General features: G+C 67.3%; 22 protein-coding genes. 9 read left to right on the forward strand and 13 right to left on the reverse strand.

Features of this window, described 5'->3' with window-relative positions; all coding sequences use genetic code 11:
• Nucleotides 1-18: 18 nt before the first annotated feature.
• The 8 genes from SGRAN_RS17200 to SGRAN_RS17235 all read right to left on the reverse strand — a co-directional run bounded on the left by SGRAN_RS17200 (nucleotide 19) and on the right by SGRAN_RS17235 (nucleotide 9,107).
• The gene (locus SGRAN_RS17200) at nucleotides 19-948 is read right to left on the reverse strand and encodes an electron transfer flavoprotein subunit alpha/FixB family protein (protein ID WP_067185697.1); all 930 of its coding nucleotides are present in this window, start codon (nucleotides 946-948) and stop codon (nucleotides 19-21) included.
• A gap of 28 nt (nucleotides 949-976) precedes the next feature.
• The gene (locus tag SGRAN_RS17205) at nucleotides 977-1,726 is read right to left on the reverse strand and encodes an electron transfer flavoprotein subunit beta/FixA family protein (protein WP_067185699.1); all 750 of its coding nucleotides are present in this window, start codon (nucleotides 1,724-1,726) and stop codon (nucleotides 977-979) included.
• A 236-nt stretch (nucleotides 1,727-1,962) separates the two neighbouring features.
• On the reverse strand, nucleotides 1,963-3,171 hold the full coding sequence (gene sucC, locus SGRAN_RS17210) for an ADP-forming succinate--CoA ligase subunit beta (protein WP_067185701.1): 1,209 nt from the start codon (nucleotides 3,169-3,171) through the stop codon (nucleotides 1,963-1,965).
• 125 nt (nucleotides 3,172-3,296) lie between these two features.
• Nucleotides 3,297-3,611, reverse strand: a complete 315-nt coding sequence (locus SGRAN_RS17215; RefSeq protein WP_067185702.1) for a hypothetical protein — start codon at nucleotides 3,609-3,611, stop codon at nucleotides 3,297-3,299.
• Nucleotides 3,612-3,717: 106 nt separating this feature from the next.
• Nucleotides 3,718-4,863 carry a class A beta-lactamase gene (bla, locus tag SGRAN_RS17220; protein WP_067185704.1) on the reverse strand — a complete coding sequence of 382 codons (1,146 nt, stop codon included), beginning with the start codon at nucleotides 4,861-4,863 and terminating at the stop codon, nucleotides 3,718-3,720.
• Nucleotides 4,864-5,355: 492 nt separating this feature from the next.
• Nucleotides 5,356-6,567, reverse strand: coding sequence for a pyridoxal phosphate-dependent aminotransferase (locus SGRAN_RS17225; RefSeq protein WP_067185705.1), 1,212 nt, complete (start codon nucleotides 6,565-6,567; stop codon nucleotides 5,356-5,358).
• Between the two features lie 133 nt (nucleotides 6,568-6,700).
• The gene (pabB, locus tag SGRAN_RS17230; RefSeq protein WP_210434163.1) at nucleotides 6,701-8,530 is read right to left on the reverse strand and encodes an aminodeoxychorismate synthase component I; all 1,830 of its coding nucleotides are present in this window, start codon (nucleotides 8,528-8,530) and stop codon (nucleotides 6,701-6,703) included.
• A gap of 31 nt (nucleotides 8,531-8,561) precedes the next feature.
• Nucleotides 8,562-9,107 (reverse strand): hypothetical protein, encoded by a 546-nt coding sequence (locus SGRAN_RS17235; protein WP_067185707.1) that lies wholly within the window; start codon nucleotides 9,105-9,107, stop codon nucleotides 8,562-8,564.
• A 128-nt stretch (nucleotides 9,108-9,235) separates the two neighbouring features.
• On the opposite strand from SGRAN_RS17235, the gene SGRAN_RS17240 reads away from it, so the two are divergent.
• The 4 genes from SGRAN_RS17240 (at nucleotide 9,236) to SGRAN_RS17255 (ending at nucleotide 13,953) form a co-directional block, all read left to right on the forward strand.
• Complete coding sequence (locus tag SGRAN_RS17240) at nucleotides 9,236-10,903, forward strand: long-chain-fatty-acid--CoA ligase (RefSeq protein ID WP_067185709.1); 1,668 nt, start codon at nucleotides 9,236-9,238, stop codon at nucleotides 10,901-10,903.
• 190 nt (nucleotides 10,904-11,093) lie between these two features.
• Complete coding sequence (locus SGRAN_RS17245; protein WP_234002460.1) at nucleotides 11,094-11,525, forward strand: MerC domain-containing protein; 432 nt, start codon at nucleotides 11,094-11,096, stop codon at nucleotides 11,523-11,525.
• 84 nt (nucleotides 11,526-11,609) lie between these two features.
• Nucleotides 11,610-12,074 carry a Fur family transcriptional regulator gene (locus tag SGRAN_RS17250; RefSeq protein ID WP_067185711.1) on the forward strand — a complete coding sequence of 155 codons (465 nt, stop codon included), beginning with the start codon at nucleotides 11,610-11,612 and terminating at the stop codon, nucleotides 12,072-12,074.
• 355 nt (nucleotides 12,075-12,429) lie between these two features.
• Entirely contained in the window at nucleotides 12,430-13,953 is a 1,524-nt protein-coding gene (locus tag SGRAN_RS17255) for a fumarate hydratase (protein ID WP_067185713.1), read from the forward strand.
• A 32-nt stretch (nucleotides 13,954-13,985) separates the two neighbouring features.
• Here SGRAN_RS17255 and SGRAN_RS17260 read toward each other — a convergent pair whose 3' ends face one another.
• Both SGRAN_RS17260 and SGRAN_RS22365 read right to left on the reverse strand, forming a co-directional pair.
• Nucleotides 13,986-14,849 carry an MBL fold metallo-hydrolase gene (locus SGRAN_RS17260; RefSeq protein ID WP_148650912.1) on the reverse strand — a complete coding sequence of 288 codons (864 nt, stop codon included), beginning with the start codon at nucleotides 14,847-14,849 and terminating at the stop codon, nucleotides 13,986-13,988.
• The gene (locus SGRAN_RS22365; protein WP_067185715.1) at nucleotides 14,846-15,163 is read right to left on the reverse strand and encodes a cupin domain-containing protein; all 318 of its coding nucleotides are present in this window, start codon (nucleotides 15,161-15,163) and stop codon (nucleotides 14,846-14,848) included. The genes SGRAN_RS17260 and SGRAN_RS22365 overlap by 4 nt, the downstream gene beginning before the upstream one ends.
• A 120-nt stretch (nucleotides 15,164-15,283) precedes the next feature.
• Between SGRAN_RS22365 and SGRAN_RS17270 the strand changes: the two genes are divergently transcribed.
• The 3 genes from SGRAN_RS17270 (at nucleotide 15,284) to SGRAN_RS17280 (ending at nucleotide 18,312) form a co-directional block, all read left to right on the forward strand.
• Complete coding sequence (locus SGRAN_RS17270; RefSeq protein ID WP_067185717.1) at nucleotides 15,284-16,222, forward strand: LysR substrate-binding domain-containing protein; 939 nt, start codon at nucleotides 15,284-15,286, stop codon at nucleotides 16,220-16,222.
• A gap of 88 nt (nucleotides 16,223-16,310) precedes the next feature.
• Nucleotides 16,311-17,846, forward strand: a complete 1,536-nt coding sequence (locus SGRAN_RS17275) for a M20/M25/M40 family metallo-hydrolase (protein ID WP_067185718.1) — start codon at nucleotides 16,311-16,313, stop codon at nucleotides 17,844-17,846.
• A gap of 10 nt (nucleotides 17,847-17,856) precedes the next feature.
• A complete protein-coding gene (locus SGRAN_RS17280) occupies nucleotides 17,857-18,312 on the forward strand; it encodes a VOC family protein (RefSeq protein ID WP_067185720.1) in 456 nt (151 codons plus the stop codon).
• A 9-nt stretch (nucleotides 18,313-18,321) separates the two neighbouring features.
• Here the strand turns inward: SGRAN_RS17280 and SGRAN_RS17285 are convergent, their stop codons facing one another.
• Nucleotides 18,322-19,353 carry a DUF481 domain-containing protein gene (locus SGRAN_RS17285; protein ID WP_237233553.1) on the reverse strand — a complete coding sequence of 344 codons (1,032 nt, stop codon included), beginning with the start codon at nucleotides 19,351-19,353 and terminating at the stop codon, nucleotides 18,322-18,324.
• Nucleotides 19,354-19,387: 34 nt separating this feature from the next.
• Here SGRAN_RS17285 and SGRAN_RS17290 point away from each other — a divergent pair, with 34 nt between their 5' ends.
• Nucleotides 19,388-19,570 (forward strand): hypothetical protein, encoded by a 183-nt coding sequence (locus SGRAN_RS17290; RefSeq protein ID WP_067185722.1) that lies wholly within the window; start codon nucleotides 19,388-19,390, stop codon nucleotides 19,568-19,570.
• A 48-nt stretch (nucleotides 19,571-19,618) separates the two neighbouring features.
• Nucleotides 19,619-19,897, forward strand: a complete 279-nt coding sequence (locus SGRAN_RS17295) for a hypothetical protein (protein ID WP_067108458.1) — start codon at nucleotides 19,619-19,621, stop codon at nucleotides 19,895-19,897.
• 343 nt (nucleotides 19,898-20,240) lie between these two features.
• Here the strand turns inward: SGRAN_RS17295 and SGRAN_RS17300 are convergent, their stop codons facing one another.
• Entirely contained in the window at nucleotides 20,241-21,377 is a 1,137-nt protein-coding gene (locus SGRAN_RS17300; protein ID WP_067185724.1) for an MBL fold metallo-hydrolase, read from the reverse strand.
• Nucleotides 21,378-21,494: 117 nt separating this feature from the next.
• Nucleotides 21,495-22,160: a DUF1013 domain-containing protein gene (locus SGRAN_RS17305; protein WP_210434164.1), complete on the reverse strand. Its 666-nt coding sequence runs from the start codon at nucleotides 22,158-22,160 to the stop codon at nucleotides 21,495-21,497.
• Nucleotides 22,161-22,216: the final 56 nt, after the last annotated feature.

Genomic DNA, 22,216 nt, shown 5'->3' on the forward strand with positions numbered 1-22,216 from the left:
ATGCCATGCGATCTGAATTCAGATCTTGCCGGTGAGTTCGGGCACGGCGCTGAAAAGGTCGGCGACGAGGCCGAGGTCGGCGACCTGGAAGATCGGGGCGTCCTCGTCCTTGTTGATCGCGACGATGGTCTTCGAATCCTTCATGCCGGCGAGGTGCTGGATCGCGCCCGAGATGCCGATCGCGAAATAGACTTCCGGCGCGACGATCTTGCCGGTCTGGCCGACCTGATAGTCGTTGGGGACATAGCCCGCATCGACCGCGGCGCGGCTGGCGCCGAGCGCGGCGCCGAGCTTGTCGGCGAGCGGGACGATCACTTCCTGATATTTCTCGCTCGACCCCAGCGCGCGGCCGCCCGAGACGATGATCTTCGCCGAGGTGAGCTCGGGGCGATCCTGCTTGGCGATCTCGGCGCCGACGAAGCTCGACAGGCCGGCATCGCTTCCCGCCGAGACGGCTTCCACGGTGCCCGAGCCGCCGGTCGCGGCGGCCTTTTCGAAGGCGGTGCCGCGGACGGTGACGACCAGCTTCGCATCCGACGATTCGACGGTCGCGATGGCGTTGCCGGCGTAGATCGGACGGGTGAAGGTCTTGGGGCCCTCGACCGACAGCACTTCCGAAATCTGCATCACGTCGAGCAGCGCGGCGACGCGCGGCGCGATATTCTTGCCGGTGGTCGTTGCGGGCGCGACGAACGCGTCGTGGTTCGCCATCAGTTCGGCGACGAGCGGCGCGACATTTTCGGGCAGGTTGTGCGCGAAGGCGGCGTTATCGGCGACATGCACCTTCTGCACGCCCGCGATTTCGGCCGCCGCCTTGGCGACGCCATCGACACCTTCGCCCGCGACGAGCAGGTGGACTTCGCCGAGCTTCGAGGCGGCGGTCACCGCGGCGAGCGTGGCGTCCTTGACCGACGAACCGTCATGTTCGACCCAAACCAGAGTTTTCATCTCTTGCGTTCCTTCTGATCCGTGGGTGTTAGCTGTGGACGCCCATGGCCTTGAGCTTGGCGACCAGTTCGTCGACGTCGGCGACCTTGACGCCGGCCGAGCGGACGGGGGGTTCGGAAACCTTGACCGTCTTGACGCGCGGCGCGGTGTCGACGCCGTAATCGGCGGGCGACTTGGTATCGAGCGGCTTCGACTTCGCCTTCATGATATTGGGCAGCGACGCATAGCGCGGCTCGTTCAGGCGAAGGTCGGTGGTGACGATCGCCGGAAGCTTGAGCTTCACCGTCTCGAGACCGCCGTCGACTTCGCGCGTCACGCTGACATGATCGCCCTCGACGTTCACCGCGCTGGCAAAGGTGCCCTGCGCCCAGCCCGTCAGCGCGGCGAGCATCTGGCCGGTCTGGTTGTTGTCGCCGTCGATCGCCTGCTTGCCGAGGATCACGAGGCCCGGCTGTTCGGCATCGACGATCGCCTTGAAGATCTTGGCCAGCGCCAGCGGTTCGACCTCGTCGTCGGTCTGCACCAGGATCGCGCGGTCGGCGCCCATCGCGAGCGCGGTGCGCAGCGTTTCCTGCGCCTTCGCCGGGCCGACACTGACGGCGATGATCTCTGTTGCGACGCCCTTTTCCTTCAGGCGGATCGCTTCCTCGACCCCGATCTCGTCGAACGGGTTCATCGACATCTTCACATTCGCCAGGTCAACGCCCGTGCCGTCGGCCTTCACCCGCGGCTTCACGTTGTAATCGAGCACCCGCTTCACGGGGACGAGGATCTTCATCGCTATCCAGCTCCTCTCAAAAATTGTGCACCGCGCCATAATTGGCGTTTACGTAAACGTCAACCTTGCAGACCCTAGCCCTCTCCCCTTCAGGGGAGAGGATAGTGCAGCTTGCTCCGAAGGAGCTAGCGGAGCTTGGAGAGGGGGACGCGACCTGCCCCTCTCCAACTCCGGCTAGGCAGCAAGCTGCCAAGCCTTCATATCCTCTCCCCTGAAGGGGAGAGGGCAGAATCGTCTCACGCCGCCTTGGCGACTTCCGCGACGATCTTCTTCGCCGCGTCGCCCAGGTCGTTCGCGGGAACGATCGGCAGGCCGCTGTTCGCAAGGATTTCCTTGCCCTTCTCGACGTTCGTGCCTTCGAGGCGGACGACGAGGGGAACGGAAAGATTCACTTCCTTCGCCGCGGCGACGATGCCGTCGGCGATGATGTCGCACTTCATGATGCCGCCGAAGATGTTGACGAGGATGCCCTGCACCGCCGGGTCCTTGAGGATGATCTTGAACGCCGCGGTCACCTTTTCCTTGCTGGCGCCGCCGCCGACGTCGAGGAAGTTGGCCGGGAACGCGCCGTTGAGCTTGATGATGTCCATCGTCGCCATCGCAAGGCCGGCGCCATTGACCATGCAGCCAATGTTGCCGTCGAGCTTGATGTAGGCGAGGTCATATTCGCTCGCCTCGACCTCGGCCGGGTCTTCCTCGGTCAGGTCGCGCAGTTCGGCGAGGTCCTTGTGACGGAACATCGCGTTCGAATCGAAGCCGACCTTGGCATCGAGGACATAGAGCCTGTCGCCGTCCGCCGTCGGGCAGATGGCGAGCGGGTTGATCTCGATCTGCGAGGCGTCGGTGCCGAGGAAAGCGGCATAGAGGCCTTCGAGAATCTTCGCCGCCTGCTTGGCGAGGTCGCCGGTCAGGTTCAGTGCCTTGGCGACCGCGCGGCCGTGGTGCGGCATCAGCCCGGTGGCGGGGTCGATGGTGATGGTGTGGATTTTCTCGGGGGTCGAATGGGCGACTTCCTCGATGTCCATGCCGCCCTCGGTCGAGGCGACGACCGCGACGCGGCTGGTCGCGCGGTCGACGAGCAGCGCGAGGTAGAATTCCTTGCCGATATCAACGCCGTCGGTGATGTAGAGGCGATTGACCTGCTTGCCCGCCTCGCCCGTCTGGACGGTGACGAGCGTGTTGCCGAGCATGTCCTTGGCATGCGCCTCGACCTCTTCGATCGTCTTGGCGAGGCGAACGCCGCCCTTCGCGTCGGGGCCGAGTTCCTTGAACTTGCCCTTGCCGCGTCCGCCGGCATGAATCTGCGCCTTCACGACATAGAGCGGCCCCGGAAGCTGCTTCGCCGCCGCGACGGCTTCTTCGACGCTCATCGCGGGGATGCCCGCGGGAACCGCGACACCAAATTTCGCGAGCAGTTCTTTTGCCTGATATTCGTGGATGTTCATGGGATCTGCCGGCCCTTTCGACTCTGGAAGAGGAGATGATCGCGGCCGCATAAGCACAAGTTGCGTGGCAAGGCTACCCCTGCCACGTCCAGAAATTCTTGGCGCACCGAAAGCGGGCCGAGTCGTCAGCGCAGCGCGCAGACCGCCGCCGAGCTGGTCGTCACCGCGAGTATCTCGGCATCCTTCAGCGCGCGCACCTTGTGCCGGAACTGGTCGAGCGACAGGTCGGTCACGCGCTTGTCGCGGAGACTGCCGAGAGCGGACAGGCGGCGAAGCTGAACCAGCGACAGCCGGTCGACCATGCGATCGGCCATGCACGCCGCCATCGCCTGCGACAGGCCTGCATCGTGGAGCCCGGTGCGCAGCCGCGTTTCGGGCGTCGCGCAGCCCGCGAGCGCCAGCGACAGGGCGAGAAGGGAAAGGACGGAGCAGCTTTTCATGCGCGGCCCATAGTCGAAAATTCCCGCCGCCCAAACGCTATTCGCACGACAATCCTCAGCGCGTGGCGCGCCTGTCCGACCCGTCCGTTGCTCGTATCGAGCGAAGCTATCGTCCGTGGAATTCGGCGACGGCGCCCGACACCGCCTGCATCAGCGCCATGCGCGCGGGGATCGATGCGGTGGTGTTGCCCATCATCACGACGATCGCATAGCGCGTGCCGTCGGGGGCTGTCGCGATGCCGATGTCGTTATAGCCCGCGGTCATGCCGTTCAGGTCCTGCCCGGTCCCGGTCTTGTGCAGGAACTGCCAGCCGTCCGGCAGCCCTGCCTTCAGCCGCTTCGGGCCGCTGCGGGTACGGCTCATCACGCCGAGCAGATATTCGGTCGAAGCGGGCGACAGCAAGGTCCCGCGCGCGAGCCGGGTCAGCGCGCTGGCGATCGCGGCGGGGCTGGCGCCATCGATCGGGTCGGCCAGATAATTGTCCATCGCCGTCCGGCGCGTCGCGGCCGGCAGCGCCGAGCGCGCGGCCTGGAAATTGCGGCCGACCGAATAGCTCTGCTGCCAGCTCAGCCCGGCGGTCGCGCTCTGCAACAGCCGTTCGCCGGGGCCGAAGCGGATCGCACCCAGCCCCTTGTCGGCGATGAAGGCGCGCACCGCCTTCGGCCCGCCGACGGTGCGCAGCAGGCTGTCGTTCGCGGTGTTGTCGCTGTGCGTGATCGCGGTTTCGATGAGATCGCGCACGCTCATCGTCACCGTCCCCTCGGCGCGCACGCGCGCGGCGAGGGGCTGATGGAACAGGGTCAGGTCCTCGGGCCCGATGCGGACCATCTGGTCGAGGCTGATCCGGCCGGCATCGACCGCATCGAGCACCGTCAGCGCCACCCACAGCTTCGACACGCTCTGTTGCGGGAACAGGTCGCCGCCGCGCTGCGCCAGCGCCCATTCGCCGTCGATGCGCTGGATCGCGATCCCCGTCTTGCCGGGAAAGGCGCGCCACAGCGAGGCGATGCGATCGTCGAGGCCGGGCGGCGAGCGGCGGAAACCGGGATCGAGCGTGCCACGCGGCGGCGGCGGCGCGGTCGACGGGCGGACGGGGGGACCGATCGGGACGGTGACGGCGCCCGCTTCGCCGTGCGCGGTCTGCTGCTGGCGCGGCGACGGCACCAGCGCGGCGCTGCTCACGCATCCGGCAAGCAGGACCGAGCCGATTGTCATGCCGAGCAGCGACCTGCCCGAAAACTGAACCTTCATTCAAACCCCGCGACTGCGACCCTCTATCATCCCGACCCGTTGGCCGGGACCGTTCGTCCCGCACGGGCGCCGGACTCGCCAGCGATTTGCGACGAACGATTCGTCTGCCGCGACAAGCGGCGGAACCCGTCCGATCTGGGGAGTGGGGATCGCCCGCACAAGAGCGGCGGGACCAATTCCAGTGCCGCAGGGGTGCGGCGGTGCGGCGTCAGAGCGCGAAGGCCAGCGCCGGTTGCTGGAACATCACGTAAAGCCCGCCGACCGTGAATCCGGCCATCAGCTTCAGGAACCAGTCGGAGCGGAGAATCGAAATCATGGGAGCCTCTTTGTCTTGTTCCGTCGTCGGTCTGTTCTTCGTTGTTTCACCGACGTTATGGTGCGCCCCCGGCCAGCGGTGCAGTGACGGGCGTCACCGTAGCGCGACAGGGTTAGCAAGGCGTGAACCGGACATTCGTCCGCGGTTCACGGCCGAGTGCGCCGGCGCGGCGCGGCTCAGCTCAGCGCGGCGCAGGCCTGCTGGATGCGGACGCACGCCTCCTTGAGCACCGCCTCCGACGTCGCATAGGAGACGCGGAACGCCGGCGACAGGCCGAACGCGCCGCCATGCACCGCCGCGACGCGCGCGCTGTCGAGGAAATAGTCGATCAGCGCCTCGTCGCTGTCGATCACATGGCCCGAGGGCGTCTTCTTGCCGATGCAACCGCTCGCGTCGGGATAGACATAGAAGGCGCCATCGGGGACCGGGCAGTTCAGCCCCGGCGCGTCGTTGAGCATCGCGACCACCATGTCGCGCCGCTTGCGGAAGGCGGCGTTGCGGTCGTCGAGAAACTGCTGCGGCCCGCCGAGCGCCGCCGTCGCCGCCGCCTGCGCGATCGAACAGGGGTTCGACGTCGATTGCGACTGCAGCTTGCCGATCGCCTTGATCAGCCAGGCGGGACCGCCCGCGAACCCGATGCGCCAGCCGGTCATCGCATAGGCCTTCGAACAGCCGTTGACGGTCAGGATGCGGTCGATCAGGTCGGGGCAGCGCTGCGCCAGCGTCGAGAAGGCGAAATCGGCGTACCAGACATGCTCGTACATGTCGTCGCACATCACCATCACGTGCGGGTGGCGGCGGATCACCTCGCCGATCGCGTCGAGTTCCTCGGGCGAATAGGCGGCGCCCGACGGGTTCGACGGCGAGTTGAAGATGACCCAACGCGTCTTCGGCGTGATCGCCTGGTCGAGCTGCGCGGGGGTGATCTTGTAATGCTGCGCCGCCGACGCCGCGATGAACACCGGCGTGCCGCCCGCGAAGGCGACGATGTCGGGATAGCTGACCCAGTAGGGCGCGGGGATCACCACCTCGTCGCCCGCATCGACCGTCGCGACGAGCGCGTTGAACAGCGTATGCTTGCCGCCGACGTTGACCGTGATCTGGTCGAGCCCATAGTCGAGGCCGTTGTCGCGGCGGAACTTGCCGCGGATCGCTTCCTTGAGCGCGACGGTGCCGTCGACCAGCGTATATTTGGTCTGGCCCGCGCGGATCGCGGCGATCGCCGCCTCCTTGACGAAGTCGGGCGTGTCGAAATCGGGCTCGCCCGCCGACAGGCCGATCACGTCGACGCCCTCGGCTTTCAGCCGGGTCACGCGCGCGGTCATCGCGAGCGTGGCCGAAGGCTGGATGCGGCCCAGGGCGGCGGAAAGATGCGGCTTCAGCGTCATGAAAACACGTCCTCGAACAGCGCGGGAAACAGGGCGAAGGAACAGGAAATTGCGCGGGGCCGCGCCTAAAGCCTTCGCCCGCAATGCGCAAGCCGGGAGCCGGATAATTTCCCTATACCGGGCGAAGCCGCGGCTATCGACGATCCGCCGCCGCGGCCAGCCGCGCGGGGATCAGCCCGCGCAGCGAATTGCCGAGGAAAAAGCCGCCTTCGAGGTCGGCGGCGCGCAGGTGCGATTCGACCGCCCGCCCCTTTTCGATCAGCTCGGCGCGCAGCACCCCGGGGAGCAGCCCGAGCGCCAGCGGCGGCGTCAGCAGCACGCCGTCGCGCTCGACGAAGACGTTGCTCCAGCTCCCCTCGGTGACGAAACCGGGTTCGTCGACGAACACCACCTCGGCCGCGCCGCTGTCGCGGCGCGCCTCGTCATAGGGCGCGCGCAGACTGGTCTTGTGCACGAGGCGGAAATCATCCGCCGCCAGCGGCGCGGGCTGCAGCGCGACCGGCACCGGCAGTTCGGCGAGTCGGGGCAGCGACGACACCTCGATCGCGAGCGCGCCCGACACCGCGAGGCGCATCCGCACCCGCGCCGCGTGGCGCAGGCGAAAGGTCGCCGATTGCAAGCTGTTGCGCGCGCCGTGCCGATCGAAGCGGAACCCCAGCGCCTCGGCGCTCGCCTTCAGCCGCGCGAGGTGCCCCTCGAGCCGCTGGACGCCATCGACCGGATCGAACTGCATGGTTTCCAGAAGATCGAAACTGTCCCCCGCTGCGGCCACAAATTCCCCCTTGGCCAGACATTCGCGCCATTCCTCCGGCGCGCGACTGTCGGCGACGATTCCCGATCCCAGCCCCAGCGTGGCGCACGTGGCGCCCGCGCGCAACCCGTCCACCGGCGGAAAGACCAGCGTGCGGATCGCGACGTTGAAGGCGGCATCGCCGCCAGGCTCGATGAAGCCGACCGACCCAGTATAGACCCCGCGCGCGTCGCTTTCCAGCGCGTCGATGATCTCCATCGCCCGGACCTTCGGCGCGCCGGTGATCGACCCGCAGGGAAAGGCCGCGCGCAGCACGTCGGTCGCGCCGACACCGCCGGGCAACCGCGCGGCGACGTCGGAGACGAGCTGGTGAATCGTCGGAAAGCTTTCGACCCGGAACAGGTCGGGCACCGCGACCGATCCAGGCGCGGCGATGCGCGACAGGTCGTTGCGGATCAGATCGACGATCATCAGATTTTCGGCGCGCTGCTTCGGATCCTCCGCCAGATCGTGGCGCGCGCGCGCGTCGGCGTCCGCATCGGGGCGGCGCGCGGCCGTGCCCTTCATCGGACGCGCCATCACCTGCCCGCCGCGCAGCGCGAAGAACAGTTCGGGCGACAGCGACGCGATCGCCTGCTCGCCGGTCCAGACGAAACCGCCATAGCCGGCGCGCGCAGAGCGGCGCAGCCGGGCGTATGCGGCAAGCGGGTTTCCGTGCACCGGCACGTCGGCGCGAAAGGTCAGATTGGCCTGATAGATGTCGCCGGCACGGATGAAGTCGAGCACGCGCCGGGCCGCTGCCAGATAGGCTTCACGCGATAGCCGCGGCACGGGCGGACCGATCCAGCTGGCGCCGGGATCGGGAAGCAGCGCCGGCACCGCGTCGGCGTCGATCCGCTCGACCCGCTCGAAAAGCCCGAACCAGCCGAGCGGCCGCTCGCCATCGGTACCGCCCGCCACGCCGCGCCACGCCGGCGCCAGTCCGCGCCCGGCTTCATAAGCGAGATAGCCCGCCGCGAACAAACCGCGCGCCCGCGCGTCGTCGAGCGCGTCGAGCAGTGCCGGAACCGCCTCCGCCCGATGCACGACGAGCAGGTCCACCGGATCGCGGAACAATCGCGCCGCCGCTGCACCCGCAACGCGCGCATCGTCGAGCAGCACGAAGGGCGGCGCGGCACACGCCGGACTCTGAATCCTGATTGGATCGCTCATTCTCCGCCCGACGCATCCAATGAAAGACAGGTCAGCGTTCGCGACGCATGCGAATCGAACGTCCGCCGCTGACGCTCGCGAAATAACTTCCCATGGCGGCCACCTTGATCACAACCTTGTCGCCAACGTGCGGGGTGCGTGGCAGCCAACCGTCGATCTGCACCCAGACGGCACCATCCTCCATCGTCAGGCGATATTTGCCCCCATTGTCGGTCGACACGTTGGCGATTGTCGTCTCGATGCTCTTGATCCGATCTTCCTCTTCCTCTTCGTCGCTGCCAAATAGTGCGCCAAGATTGGGAAGCGCGAAGCCGAACAGGCCGCGTCGAGCCTTTTTCATCGTCGCCTTGTCGGCGAAGGTGATATCGCGGTTCGCGTCGGCGGCGGCGAGCCCGCCGACCTCGCGGTCGAAACAGGCCAGTCGCTCGGTCGGATCGGTGATCGTCCGGCAGCCGAACAGCGCATCGATCTGCGCGGGGCGCGGAGGCGGCGCCTTGTCCTTGGCGACGGCCGGCGTGGCCGCGGCGAGGCCGAGAGCGACGATCAGCGCGGCGAGATGCGACGACGGGTGCGGCATGACGATCCTCTGACGATGGCGATGCTCCTGCCTAGCCGCCGCGCCGCCGCGCCGCAAGATTGCGATGGCGCGTCTTTGCTGCTTAAAGCAATGTCAGTAACCGGCGGAAGAGAGGATGACGCGGCCCGATGAATACCCCCTTTGACTGGTCGCAAGCCTATCGTCACCCGACCGACTGGAACCAGAGCTTTCCACCGCTTTCGCTACCCGCGATGCTCGCCGAAAGCGTCGCGCGCAAGGGCGATGCGCCGATGCTCGATTTCATGGGGCGCCGGTTCAGCTATGCCGAGGTGGCGCGCGGCGTCGCCCGCGTCGCGCGCGGCCTGCAGCAGCGCGGGATCGGCACGGGCAGCCGCGTCGGCCTGTTCCTGCCCAATGTCCCGCACTATGTCGCTGCCTATTACGGCGCGCTCGCGGCGGGCGCGACGGTGGTCAATTTCTCCCCGCTCTACACCGTCGCCGAACTGGAAGCGCAGGTCGAGGATTCGGCGACCGACACGCTGTTCACCGTCAGCGCCGCGGCGCTGCTGCCGACCGCGCTCGCGGTGCTGGACGGATCGAGCCTCAAGCGACTGGTCGTCGGATCGGTGGCGGGCGGGCTGCCCGCCGCCAAGTCGGTGCTCTATCGGCTGTTCCGGCGGCGGGAGACCGCGCCGCTGCCCGACGATCCGCGCGTGATCCGCTTTTCCGCCCTCGTCGACAACGACGGGCGCGCCGACCCGGCGACGATAGACCCCGAGCAGGATATCGCGCTGATCCAATATACCGGCGGCACCACCGGCACGCCCAAGGGCGCGATGCTGACGCACCAGAATCTGACCGCCAACGCGCGGCAGGTGAACAGCATCGATCCCGACCGCGACGCCGACGACCGCATCCTGGGCGTGCTGCCCTTCTTCCATGTCTTCGCCAACACCGCGGTGCTCAACCGCACCGTGCTCAACGGCGGGATGATCGCGATGCTGCCGCGCTTCGACGCCAAGCAGACGTTGCAGGCGATCACGCGGACGAAAGCGACCGCGCTGCCCGGCGTGCCGACGATGTACCAGGCGCTGCTCGACCACCCCGACCTGGCGAAGACCGATTTTTCATCGTTGCGCGTCTGCATCTCCGGCGGCGCGCCGATGCCGGCCGAACTCAGGGACAAGTTCGTCGCCGCGACCGGCGCGTCGCTGGTCGAAGGCTATGGCCTCACAGAAAGCTCCGGCGTCGTCTCGACCAACCCCTATGAAGGCCCGGTCAAGGCCGGCACCATCGGTCAGCCGATCCCCGCGACGCACATTCGCCTGCTCGACAAGGAGGACCCGACGCGCGACGCCCCCGCGGGCGAGCCGGGCGAACTCGCGGTCAAGGGGCCGCAGATCATGCGCGGCTACTGGAACCGGCCCGAGGCCGACAAGGACAGCTTCACCGCCGACGGCTGGCTGCGCACCGGCGACGTCGCGACGATCGACGCCGACGGCTATATCCGCATCGTCGACCGGCTGAAGGACATGATCGCGGTCGGCGGCTTCAAGGTCTATCCCAGCGAGATCGAGCACAAGCTCTATCAGCATCCCGCGGTCAAGGAGGCGATCGTGCTCGGGGTGCCCGACGCCTATCGCGGCGAGGTGCCCAAGGCGTTCGTGACGCTGGAGGACGGATATGAGGCATCGGGCGACGCGCTCGCCGCCTGGCTCAACCCCCAGCTCGGCAAGCATGAGCGGGTAAGCGCGGTCGAGGTGCGCGAGAGCCTGCCCAAGACAATGATCGGCAAGCTCGACAGGAAGGCGCTGCGCGCGGAGGCCATGGGGTGAAACGCGGCCGCCGCGGGGATAGGAGAACGGCACCTGCTTTGCACCTCCAGCTCGCCGAGCTTGTTTCGGCATGACGAACGATGAGGATCGGCGGCGTCCACAAGCCGCGCCACCACCCTGCAATGTTATGTTGTAACCTCCTTCATGTTATGCCATATCCCCGCTGCACGCTTGACCAACGGAGAATCGGGTGACGGACGTCGCCAGCCATGCCCCCCTGTTGATGCGCCTCGGCGCCATCGTTCGGGCTGCGCGCGATTCGCGGCCGTTGACCTCGCTTTCGGGCGACCAACTGGCGATGGGCCTGTCGGGGCTCTGCCTCGTCCATTGCCTGGCGAGCACCATCGTCTTCGCCTCGATCGCCTCGGTCAGCGGGGTGCTCGAAAATCATCTGTTCCACGAGATCGGGCTGATCGTCGCGATCGGCTTTGCGCTTGTCACGCTGGTCGCCGGGGTGCTCAGCCACGGCTATATGATGCCGTTCGCGGTGGGCAGCTTCGGGCTCGGCATGATGGCGGGCGCGCTGTCGCGGCCGCACGACGGCAGCGAGATACTGGCGACGATGGCAGGCGTCGCGATCGTCGCGCTCGGCCACGACCTCAACCGCCGCGCGACCCACTGACGCCGCCGGCGGCTTGCGACCTCTCTCCTAAAGGCCTACATTGCGAAGGCGCGGCGGACCGAGGCCGCGCGCCGAGGACAAGCGATGGGCAAGCATGATCACGCGCATATCGAGGCGAGGGGCGTCCCGCTCGCGAAGGCGGCCCGCGACGCGCTCGAAAAGGCGGGCGAGGCGTGGACCGACATGCGCGCGCAGATCTTCGACGCGGTCGCCGAAATCGGCAAGCCCGCGAGCGCCTATGAAATCGCCGACATCGTCTCGCAGAAGCGCGGGCGCCGGGTGGCACCGAACAGCGTCTATCGCATCCTCGACCTGTTCGTCGCCAACAACCTCGTCCGCCGCGTCGAAAGCGCCAACGCCTTCGTCGCGAACAGCCATCCCGGCTGCCTGCACGACTGCATCTTCCTGATCTGCGACCAGTGCGGCGCCGCAGTGCATGTCGACAACGACCGGCTGTCGGACGAAGTCCGCGCCGCCGCGGAGGCGACGGGCTTCGCCGCCGAACGCCCGGTGATCGAGGTGCGCGGCAAGTGCGCCGAGTGCCAGTGACGGAACGCTGATCGGGCGCAGACCGGCTGCGTCGTCACCCCCGGCTTGATCGGCGATCATCCTTTTTCGACAAGTGACCGCTCCCCGGCGAAAGCCGGGGTCCACGCGGGGCAGTGCTGTGCCATCTGGACCCCGGCTTTCGCCGGGGAACAGCACCTGACTTGCCTGAAGCAAATATATGCCGACTTGATCCGGGGTGACGGGGAATACCGCAAAGCCGATATACGCCCCCCGCCCGGAGAGCTTCCCGACGCTCCGTGCCCCCGCCTTCGCGGGGACACGCATGTTGCAATTCCGGCCGATCGCGCCTTAGGGACATCGCGAATCCGAAACACGGACAAGAAGGCTGCACCGAATGAACACCGTGATCATCCGCGAGGACGACCTGATCGAGACGATCGCCGACGCGCTCCAGTACATCAGCTATTTCCACCCGATGGACTATATCCGCGCGCTCGGCGCGGCTTATCAGCGCGAGGTGTCGCCCGCCGCGAAGGACGCGATGGCGCAGATCCTGTCGAACAGCCGGATGTGCGCCGAGGGCCACCGGCCGATCTGCCAGGACACCGGCATCGTCACCGTGTTCATCAAATGGGGCATGGACTGCCGCCTCGATTCCGCGCGCAGCCTGCAGCAGGTGGTCGATGAGGGCGTCCGCAAAGCCTATCTGCATCCCGACAACAAGCTGCGCGCCTCGATCCTCGCCGACCCGGCGTTCAGCCGCGTCAACACCAGGGACAACACCCCGTCGGTCCTGAACGTCGAGATGGTGCCGGGCGCCAAGGTTCATATCGACGTCGCGGCGAAGGGCGGCGGCAGCGAGAACAAGTCGAAGTTCAAGATGCTGAACCCCAGCGACTCGATCGTCGACTGGGTGCTCGACATGGTGCCGCAGATGGGCGCCGGCTGGTGCCCGCCCGGCATGCTCGGCATCGGGATCGGCGGCACCGCCGAAAAGGCGATGCTGCTCGCCAAGCAGTCGCTGATGGACCCGATCGACATGACCGAACTGCTCGCGCGCGGGCCGTCGTCGCCGATCGAGGAGCTGCGCGTCGAGCTGTATGAAAAGGTCAACGCGCTGGGCATCGGCGCGCAGGGGCTCGGCGGCCTCGCCACCGTGCTCGACGTCAAGATCAGGGACTGGCCGACCCACGCCGCGTCGAAACCGATCGCGATGATCCCCAATTGCGCCGCGACGCGCCACGCGCATGTGACGCTCGACGGCAGCGGCCCGGCTTTCCTCGAACCGCCGGTGCTTGCCGACTATCCGCAGATCGACTGGGCGCCTGACAGCGCGGCGAAGCGCGTCGACCTCGACACGCTGACGCCCGAAGTCGTCGCGAGTTGGAAGCAGGGCGACCGCATCCTGCTCAATGGCAAGATGCTCACCGGCCGCGATGCCGCGCACAAGCGCATCGCCGACATGCTGGCGAAGGGCGAGGACCTGCCGGTCGAATTCAAGGGCCGCGTCATCTATTATGTCGGCCCGGTCGATCCGGTCGGCGAAGAGATCGTCGGCCCCGCCGGTCCGACGACCGCGACGCGCATGGACAAGTTCATGGACATGATGCTCGAACAGGGCCTGCTTGCCTGCGTCGGCAAGGCCGAGCGCGGCCCCGCCGCGACGAATGCGATCGCGAAGCACAAGAGCGCCTATCTGATGGCGGTCGGCGGCGCCGCCTATCTCGTTTCGCGCGCGATCAAGGGCAGCAAGGTCGTCGGCTTCGGCGACCTCGGCATGGAGGCGATCTACGAATTCGAGGTGAAGGACTTCCCCGTCACCGTCGCGGTCGACAGCGAGGGCCAGAACGTCCACGTCAACGCGCCGCTGGTGTGGCAGAAGCGGATCAAGGACGAGCGATTGCTGGAAAAGGCCTAGGGCAGCCGCTCCTCCAGCGCCCGTAGCGGCGCTCAGCCTTGCCAGTCGAGCCATTCGCCCGGTTTCAGGATCGCCACGCGCGGTCCGCCGGGCTTGCTGGCGCCGCGCAGCGAGTCGAGAAGGTCGGGCATCTCGGCATAGCCTTCGGCGCCGGCGATGCCGTAGTGGATCGGAACGATCCGCTCCACGCCCAGAATGGTGGCCGCGGCGATCGCCTGTTTCGGCGTCAGGACCGCAGGCTCGTCGGTCGCCGGCTGCTGAAAGGAAAAAGCCGCGCCGTTCACCGGCAGGAACGCGGCGTCGAACCGGCCGAACTGCCGTCCCACGCGCCACCAGCCGCCGTGCATCATCGTGTCGCCGCCGTGGAATATCCGGCGGCCGCCGCCCGAAACGACCCACGACACCTGCAGATCGCCATAGCCGTCGGAGGCGGGGACCGGCGTCGCGGTGAAATCGCCCAGCAACTGCGGTTCCCACAAGGGACACGGCCGCTGGCGCACATGGTCGGGCAGGCCGCCGAAAGGCGGCGTGCCGGCGGCATAGGCCAGCGTACCGCCATGAGCGAGGGCGGCGGCGATGGCGGCCGGGTCGGCATGGTCCGAATGGCGATGGGTGACGAGAACGACGCTGTCGCCGACCGCATCGCCGACGCCGATCAGTTCGTCGGGCAGCGTGGAACCCCAGACCGCGGGGTCGATCAGCGGATCGACGAACAGCGTCGCCTTCGGAAGCTGGAGGCGGATACCCGCCCACGCCAGACGCCGGATTCGCAGCGTCGGCGCCACCCCGGCGCGCGCCGCTTTGCCGCTCACCAGCGCGACTGCCGCCGCCGCGATGCCGCCGCCCAGCACTTGCCTGCGGCTCGCACCGCCCGCGTGGACGAGAAGCCGCGTCACAGGAGGTTGAACCCGATCAGGCGGACGCCCGTTTCGGTTCGGGGTTGATGCCGGCTGTCGGGATCGAAATGAAGATAGGTGCCGACGCCGAACCGTTCGTCGCCTTCGATGACTTCGCCGTCGAGGACGAAGACGTCCTCGCCGCCTTCCCCATGATGGTCGACGCGCGGCCATTCGCTACCCGGGGCCATTTCGACGATCCAGACACGCACGCCGGGACGCGACGGCAGGTCGCGGCGGGTGCAGCCCGGACCGATGGCGATGGCTTCGCAACTTTCGAAGGACACGGGCGTGAGCCCCGTCGGCTGGAACATGGCATTTCTCCTGCAATCGCGAAGCTGCTATGGCAGGGAGGCTCGACGAGCCAGATCGCCGATCGCCATGCTCCCTTGCGTGAAAATCACATATCCTTCCTTCCGTGCCGGACCCGATTCTTGCTCAACATCCCCTCTTCCGAAGCGCTCATTGCCGCGATCGAGGCCGCCCGAACGGGGTCGATGGCGGCCGCCGCCGAACGGCTCGGGCTGACCCACGGCGCCGTCAGCCGCCGGATCCAGTCGCTCGAACAATGGCTCGGCGCGCCGGTTTTCGAGCGAGGGGGCCGGGGCGTCGTTCCCACCGCGCAGGGAACGATATTCCTGCGCCGCGCCGAACGGTCGCTGGCCGCGATCGAGGCGCTGCGTTCCGAACTGATCAGCCGCCGCGACCAGGGCGCGCTGCGCATTTCCGCGCTGCCGTCGATGGTGCGGCTGTGGCTGATGCCGCGCCTGCGGCATCTGGAGGCCGTCGTCCCCGGCCGGCATGTCGAGTTGCTTCCCGAATATCGCCTGGCGCAGGTCGAGGCCCGCGACATGGATATCGCCGTGCGGTATGGGCTGGGGTCCTGGCCCGGCGTCGATGTCCATCCGCTCTTTCCCGACCTTGTAGTTCCGGCCGCCGCGCCCGATCTGGCGGCCGAACTGGCGGGCATCCCTGCCCGCGACCTGATGCAGCAACCGCTGCTGATCGACGGTGACGGCGCCGACTGGCGGCGATGGGGCCGACTGGTCGGCGCGCCGCAGGCCGCCATGGGGTCCAGACGGCAGTTTCTGGACCATGACGTGGCGGTCGAGGCGGCGCGCCAGGGGCTCGGCATCATCCTGCTGCGGGTCCCGATGGCGGCGGATGCCCTCCATGACGGGAGCCTGCACGCCCTGCCCTTCCCGATGATGCAGAGCGCGCGCGGGCATTATCTGGCGGTCCGCGCCGGGGAGAGCCGCCCCGACATCCTGACGCTGGTCGACGCGATCGGGGCGCTGGGCGCAGAGGCGCTGTCGCGTTTCGAAACGCGGTTTCCCGATGTCGTTGCCAGCCGGATTGCCGAAAGCGAATGACGCGATCGAAGCGCGGGGGCGCGCGGCCTTGCCATGCAAGCCGATTTGCCCAACACTCCGCCCTGCAACGGAAAGCAGGGGACGCATCATGGATTTTCACGCCACCGAAGGATGGAATCGTCGCGAGCTGATTCGCGGCACCGCGATGCTCGGCGCGGGGGCGATGCTGATGCGGCCGCTGCCGACGCTCGCCGCCGACGGCCCGATGGCGGAGATCCGCAAGGCGGCCGAGGCGGGCAAGGAAGCGTCGGTCCAGCGGCTGCGCGAGTGGATCGCCCTGCCCTCGATCGCCGCCGAGAACCGCAACATGCCGGAAGGCGCGGCCTATATGGCCGAGCTGGCGAAGGACGCGGGCTTCACGAATGTCGAGATCGTCCCGACCGACGGCCAGCCCGGCGTGTTCGGCACCATCGACGTCGGCGCGCCGCGCACGCTCGGCATCTATTTCATGTACGACGTCAAGCAGTTCGACCCCGCCGAATGGACCTCGCCGCCGCTCGAGGGCAAGCTGGTCGACAAGCCGGGTTTCGGCCTGTCGATGGTCGGACGCGGCGCGGTGAACCAGAAGGGACCGGAGGCGACCTTCCTCGCTGCACTCCATGCGATCCGCGCCGTCAAGGCGAAGCTGCCGGTCAATATCGTCCTCGTCTGCGAAGGCGAGGAGGAGATCGGCTCGCCGCATTTCCGCCAGATCGCGACCCGGCCCAACATCCTCGCCGCGCTGCGCAAATGCGACGGCATCTTCATCCCGGCGAGCTGGCAGGACCGGAACGGCAATGTCGCGGTCAATCTGGGATCGAAGGGGGTGATCGAACTCGAACTGGTCGCGAGCGGCGAGAAATGGGGGCGCGGGCCGAAGGGCGACATCCATTCGAGCCTGAAGGCGATGGTCGATTCGCCGGCATGGCGGCTGGTCGCAGCGCTCAACACCCTCGTCACGCCCGACGGCAACACCCCGGCGATCGAGGGGTGGTTCGAGAATGTCCGCCCGCTCACCGACCGCGAGAAATCGCTGATCCGCGAAGCGGCGAAGCATCTCGACGAAGCGCAGCAGAAGCAGATGCTCGGCGTGCAGCACTGGATCGACGACCTGCCCTATGAGGATGCGCTGATCCGCCTTGCGCAGGAGCCGACGGTCAATATCGAGGGGCTGGTCGCGGGTTACACCGGGCCGGGCGGCAAGACGATACTGCCGGGACGCGCGGTCGCCAAGCTGGACCTGCGCCTCGTCCCCGACCAGACGCGCGCCGAGGCCGAGAAGAAGCTGCGCGCGCACCTCGACAAGCATGGATTCAGCGACGTCGAGATGAACGTGTCGGGCGGCTATGACCCGACCGAGACCGACGAGAACAGCCGGCTGATCCGCGCCGAACTCGCGACCTACAAGCGGCTGGGGGTGCAGGCGAACATCAATGCGCGGCTGGCCGGAAGCTGGCCGGGCGCGACCTTCACCGCGCCGCCGGTGTCGATCCCCGCCGGGCATTTCGGCATCGGCCACGGATCGGGCGCGCATGCGCCGGACGAATATTATCTGATCGATTCGACCAACCCCAAGGTCGCCGGGATCGTCGATGCCGCGATCGGCTATGCCGAGTTCCTCTACACGCTCGCCGCGATCAGATAGGCCCGCCGCCATGTCCGACCTCAACGGTGTCGCGCACGTCATCCTGACCGCGGGCGACTTCGCGCGCTCGACGGCGTTCTGGCGCGACCTGATCCGCTATCTGGAACTCAAGCTGGTGCTCGACAGCGACGCGATGCTCTATGGCGTCGGCGGGCGCACCGCGATCGGGATCCGAGCCGGCAGCGCCGAACATGCCGGCCGGCGCTTCGACCAGGGCGCGCCCGGGCTGCACCATGCCTGCTTCCGGATGCGCGACCGCGATGCGGTCGACCGCCTCCACGGCTTCCTGAAGGATCGCACCGACATCGTCATCGTCCACGAGCCGCAGGAGGAGCCCTGGGCCCCGGGCTATTATTCGATCCTGTTCGAGGACCCCGACGGCATCCGCATCGAGTTCAACCATGTCCCCGGCGCCGGCCTGCTCGAAGACGGAAGCCGGATCGGCGGGACTTCGGTGTTCGAATGACCCCTCGCCTCAAAAACCATAGACGAGGGTGAAGCGGGTCAGCGTGTCGACTTCGCGAACGCCGGCCGGCGGGTGGGTGTCGATATCCGCCGAATAGGCGATGCGCGCCGACAGCGCGCCGGTCAGCTTGGCGTTGAGCGCGGTGAGCGAGCTGGTCGTCACCGTATTGCTGCCGACGACCGTCGAGGCGGTCTGCGTCAGGCGCAGCGTCGGCGACATCTGCCAGCCGAAATCGAGCCCCGCGAGCCCCGTGAGTTCGCTGTCGCGAAGGCCGCTGACGAAATCGACCTCGCGCCATGCCGGACCGCCCTTCACGCTCAGCGACAGCGTCTTGCGGTCGACCAGCTTGTAACCGAGCCCGGCCGACAGGTTCCAGCGCGTGTCATAGCCGAGGATGCGATCCTGTTCCCAGCGGCCGAGCCCGTAGGCGAAGGCCCGGTTGCTGACGCGATATTGCGGCTCCACCTCGACGAGGAAGCGTTCGACCGAGGTTCGGCCGTTGGTGCGCTGATAATCGGCCTGGGCGCGAAACTTGTGGTTCCAGTCGATCCCCTTGCGCGCCAGCGCCACCCCGGCGCTGAGCCCCTTCGAGCGCGTGTTGCCGGTGGCGATGGTGGCGCCGATCTGTCCCTCGCCCTTCCAGTTTTCCCAGAATTTCGCGGCCGCGAGCTTGGCGCGCGCCGCATCGGCCGCCGCTTTCTTTTCCGCGGCGCGACGAGCGCGATAGTCGGTCAGCAGCGCGTCGATCTCGCCCTCCTTCTGGGGGCTGGTCGCCTTGGCGAGCTTGCCGACTGCCTCGACGTCGCCGTCCTTCTTGCTCGCCATCGCGGCGGCCAGCATCTCGCGCACCGGGTCGGGGTCGGCCTGCAACCCCCCGCTCCGCCGTGCCTCATAGGCCGCGAGGATCGCGTCGATGTCGCCGATCGAGCGCGGGTTGGTCGCCTTGGCGAGCGACACCACCGTCTCCACCTCGCTTTTCTTGCCGCCTTCCAGCGCCGCCTCGATCATCGCGCGGATGGGATCGGGCAGCGGCTTGGGCATGATTTCGGGAACCAGGGCCGGCAAGCCGGCGGGGATGAACAAGGGCGACGCCGCCGATCCGGACGTCTGGGCGCAGACAGGCGCGGCGCCCAATGCGATCAGCACCGTGAAAGCCGACAAGCGCGCAATTTTCATCATCGAACAGAACCTTCGCCACGGGGAGGTGAGAATTTTCGGCCGGATCGAGGGGCTTCGTCCCGATCCAAGGCGGTCATAAACGCAAAGCCGCTGGCATTTCCACCCCGCCTGCCCCATCTGCATTCCCATGCTGATCGCGATCATCGCCATTTTCTGCGCCGGCGTCGGCAATTTCGCCATGCATCGCGCCTTCATGGAAAGCGACGATCCGCTGGTACGGCAGATGGTGCGGCCGCTCGCCGAAAAGGTGGGACCGCATGTCACCTATGTCTTCGAATTCCTGCTGCTTGTCGGCGCGCTGGCGATCACGACGCGCAACTGGTTCACCGGGCTGCTGCTCTATGGCCTCTATACCATCTTCAATGCGATGGCCTTCAGCTGGGTGATGCACCGGCCGGGGGAATGATGCCGCACGCGCAAAAGGCGCAGGCGACCGGTTGAAAAGCGGCGCGTGGCTCTCCCTGCCTTGTCGCCCCGGACTTGATCCGGGGGCCCGCTCGAGCATCGTGCGTTAAAAATCCGAACCGTTTGCCCTGAGCTTGTCGAAGGGCCGTCCTTTCTTTTTACGCCGGAAAAAAAGGACGGTGCTTCGACAGGCTCAGCACGAACGGCAGAAAGGATGATGCAGATTGAAGGCGCGATGCCCTATCGCCTGTCCCGTTCAGGTTGAAGCGGCACATAAGCTCATCCCCTTCGTATCATTGTGTGAGACGCTCATCTTTTCGCGTCTCCGCGCGGGGATCAGCGCGTCACGCCACGCCGTGATACCACCAGACGCCGTCGCGATCTTCCTTGCGCACCCGGCCCTCGACCTCGAGCCGCTTGAGATGCGCGAGCGCCTCGCCGGTCGCGAGGCCCAGATTATGCTCGCCGATCGGCCGGCTGAACAGCAGCGGGAAGGTCTCGACCGCCCGCATCGGCCGTTCGGACACCGCCTCCGCGACCTTGTAGAGCCGCATGCGATGTTCGTCGCGCAGCGCCGTCAGGCGGACGTGCAGGCCCTTGAACGGCTCACCGTGCGCCGGACATGTGATCACGTCGGGCGGCACCACGCGCAGCAGCTTGTCGATCGACGCGAGCCATTCGCCGAGCGGATCGGCGTCGGGTTCGGTGATGTTGACCGACACGTTCGAGCTGATCCGCGGCAGCACCTGATCGCCCGACACCAATATGCCCTCGCGCTCGTTCCACAGGCAGGCATGTTCGGGGCTGTGGCCCGATCCGGTCACGACGCGCCACTGGTGCGCGCCCATGGCGATGCGGTCGCCGTCCTCGATCCGCATATAGCCGCGCGGCAGCGGAAAGATCATGCGCTGGAACATGTTCCAGCCGCGCGTGCGCTGTGCCTCGATCGCCGCGTCGTCCCAGCCCGCGGCGCGCGACTGGACGAGCAGCTCTTCGGGCGCGGTATCGCTCGAATCGGCGATGATCGCGCGCGCGGTCAGCATCTCGCCGCGCGTCATCCACAGCTTCACCCCGCGCTTCTTCGCGATCCAGCCCGCAAGCCCGATATGGTCGGGATGGAGGTGGGTGCCAAAGACGCGCGTGATGCGCGCGTCCGCGAGCGCGCCGGCATAGAGCGCCTTCCACGCGTCCGAACACATCGTCAGGCAGATGCCGGTATCGACCACCGCGACGCCCTCGCCATCCTCGTCGGCGTCGTCGAGCAGCCAGCTGTTGATGTGGCCGAGCGACCCCGGCATCGGGATGCGCGCCCAGCTGATGCCGTTCGCGATGCGGATCGTCTCGCCCGCGGCCGGCGCGGCGTCGCCCCACGGATAGGCCAGCCCCGCATGGCTGGTGACGGTGAAATTATCGTCCTGGGTCAGCGACGCATCGGGCGAGCCGCTGGTCGCCGGAATATCGTCTTCCTCGCCGTTCGCCATGTTCCTATTCCCCGTCATTGCGAGCGGAGCGAAGCAATCCAGAGCGGTTTGCGCACCTCCGGATTACCGCGCCTTCGATTCCCCGCAATGACGAGGATGGAAACTTCATCGCCGACGTCAGGCTTCGCCGTCGGCTTCGTCGATTTCCTCCGCGGCGCGCGCTTCGGCGGCGGCGGTGCGTTCGGCGCGCAGTTCCTCGAGCAGCGCCTCACGGTCGCCTTCGAGACGATTGTCTTCGGGCGCCTTGATCCCCGCCTTCTTCGCCGCCTTCGCGACCAGCGCGTCGAGTTCGCGCTGCGAGCAGAGGCCGAGCGTCACCGGGTCCTTGGGAACGATGTTCGCGCTGTTCCAGTGGCTGCGCTCGCGGATCGCGTTGATCGTGTTGCGCGTCGTGCCGATCAGCTTGCCGATCGCGCCGTCCGACACCTCCGGGTGGTTCTTGAGGATCCAGGCAATGCCGTCGGGCTTGTCCTGACGCTTGCTGACCGGGGTGTAGCGCGGGCCGCGCGTGCGGCGGATCGTGTCCTGCGACTGCACCGTCATCTTCAACCGGTAGCCGGGGTCCTTCTGCCCCTTCTCGATCTCTTCCATCGACAGTTCGTTGGCGCGGACGGGGTCGCGGCCGGTGTATTTGGTCGCCGCGGTCTCGTCGGCGATCGCCTGCACTTCCAGCACGTGGATGCCGCAATATTCGGCGATCTGGGCAAAGGTCAGGCCGGTGTTGTCGACCAGCCAGGCGGCGGTCGCGTGCGGCATCAGCGGGGTCGGATCGGCATGGGCCATGGCGCTTCTTCTCCAAGCGGAAATAATAAGGGCCGCCCCTCGCGGGGCGGCCGGAC

This window comes from Sphingopyxis granuli, from assembly GCF_001559015.1.
Taxonomy (GTDB): Bacteria; Pseudomonadota; Alphaproteobacteria; order Sphingomonadales; family Sphingomonadaceae; genus Sphingopyxis; species Sphingopyxis granuli.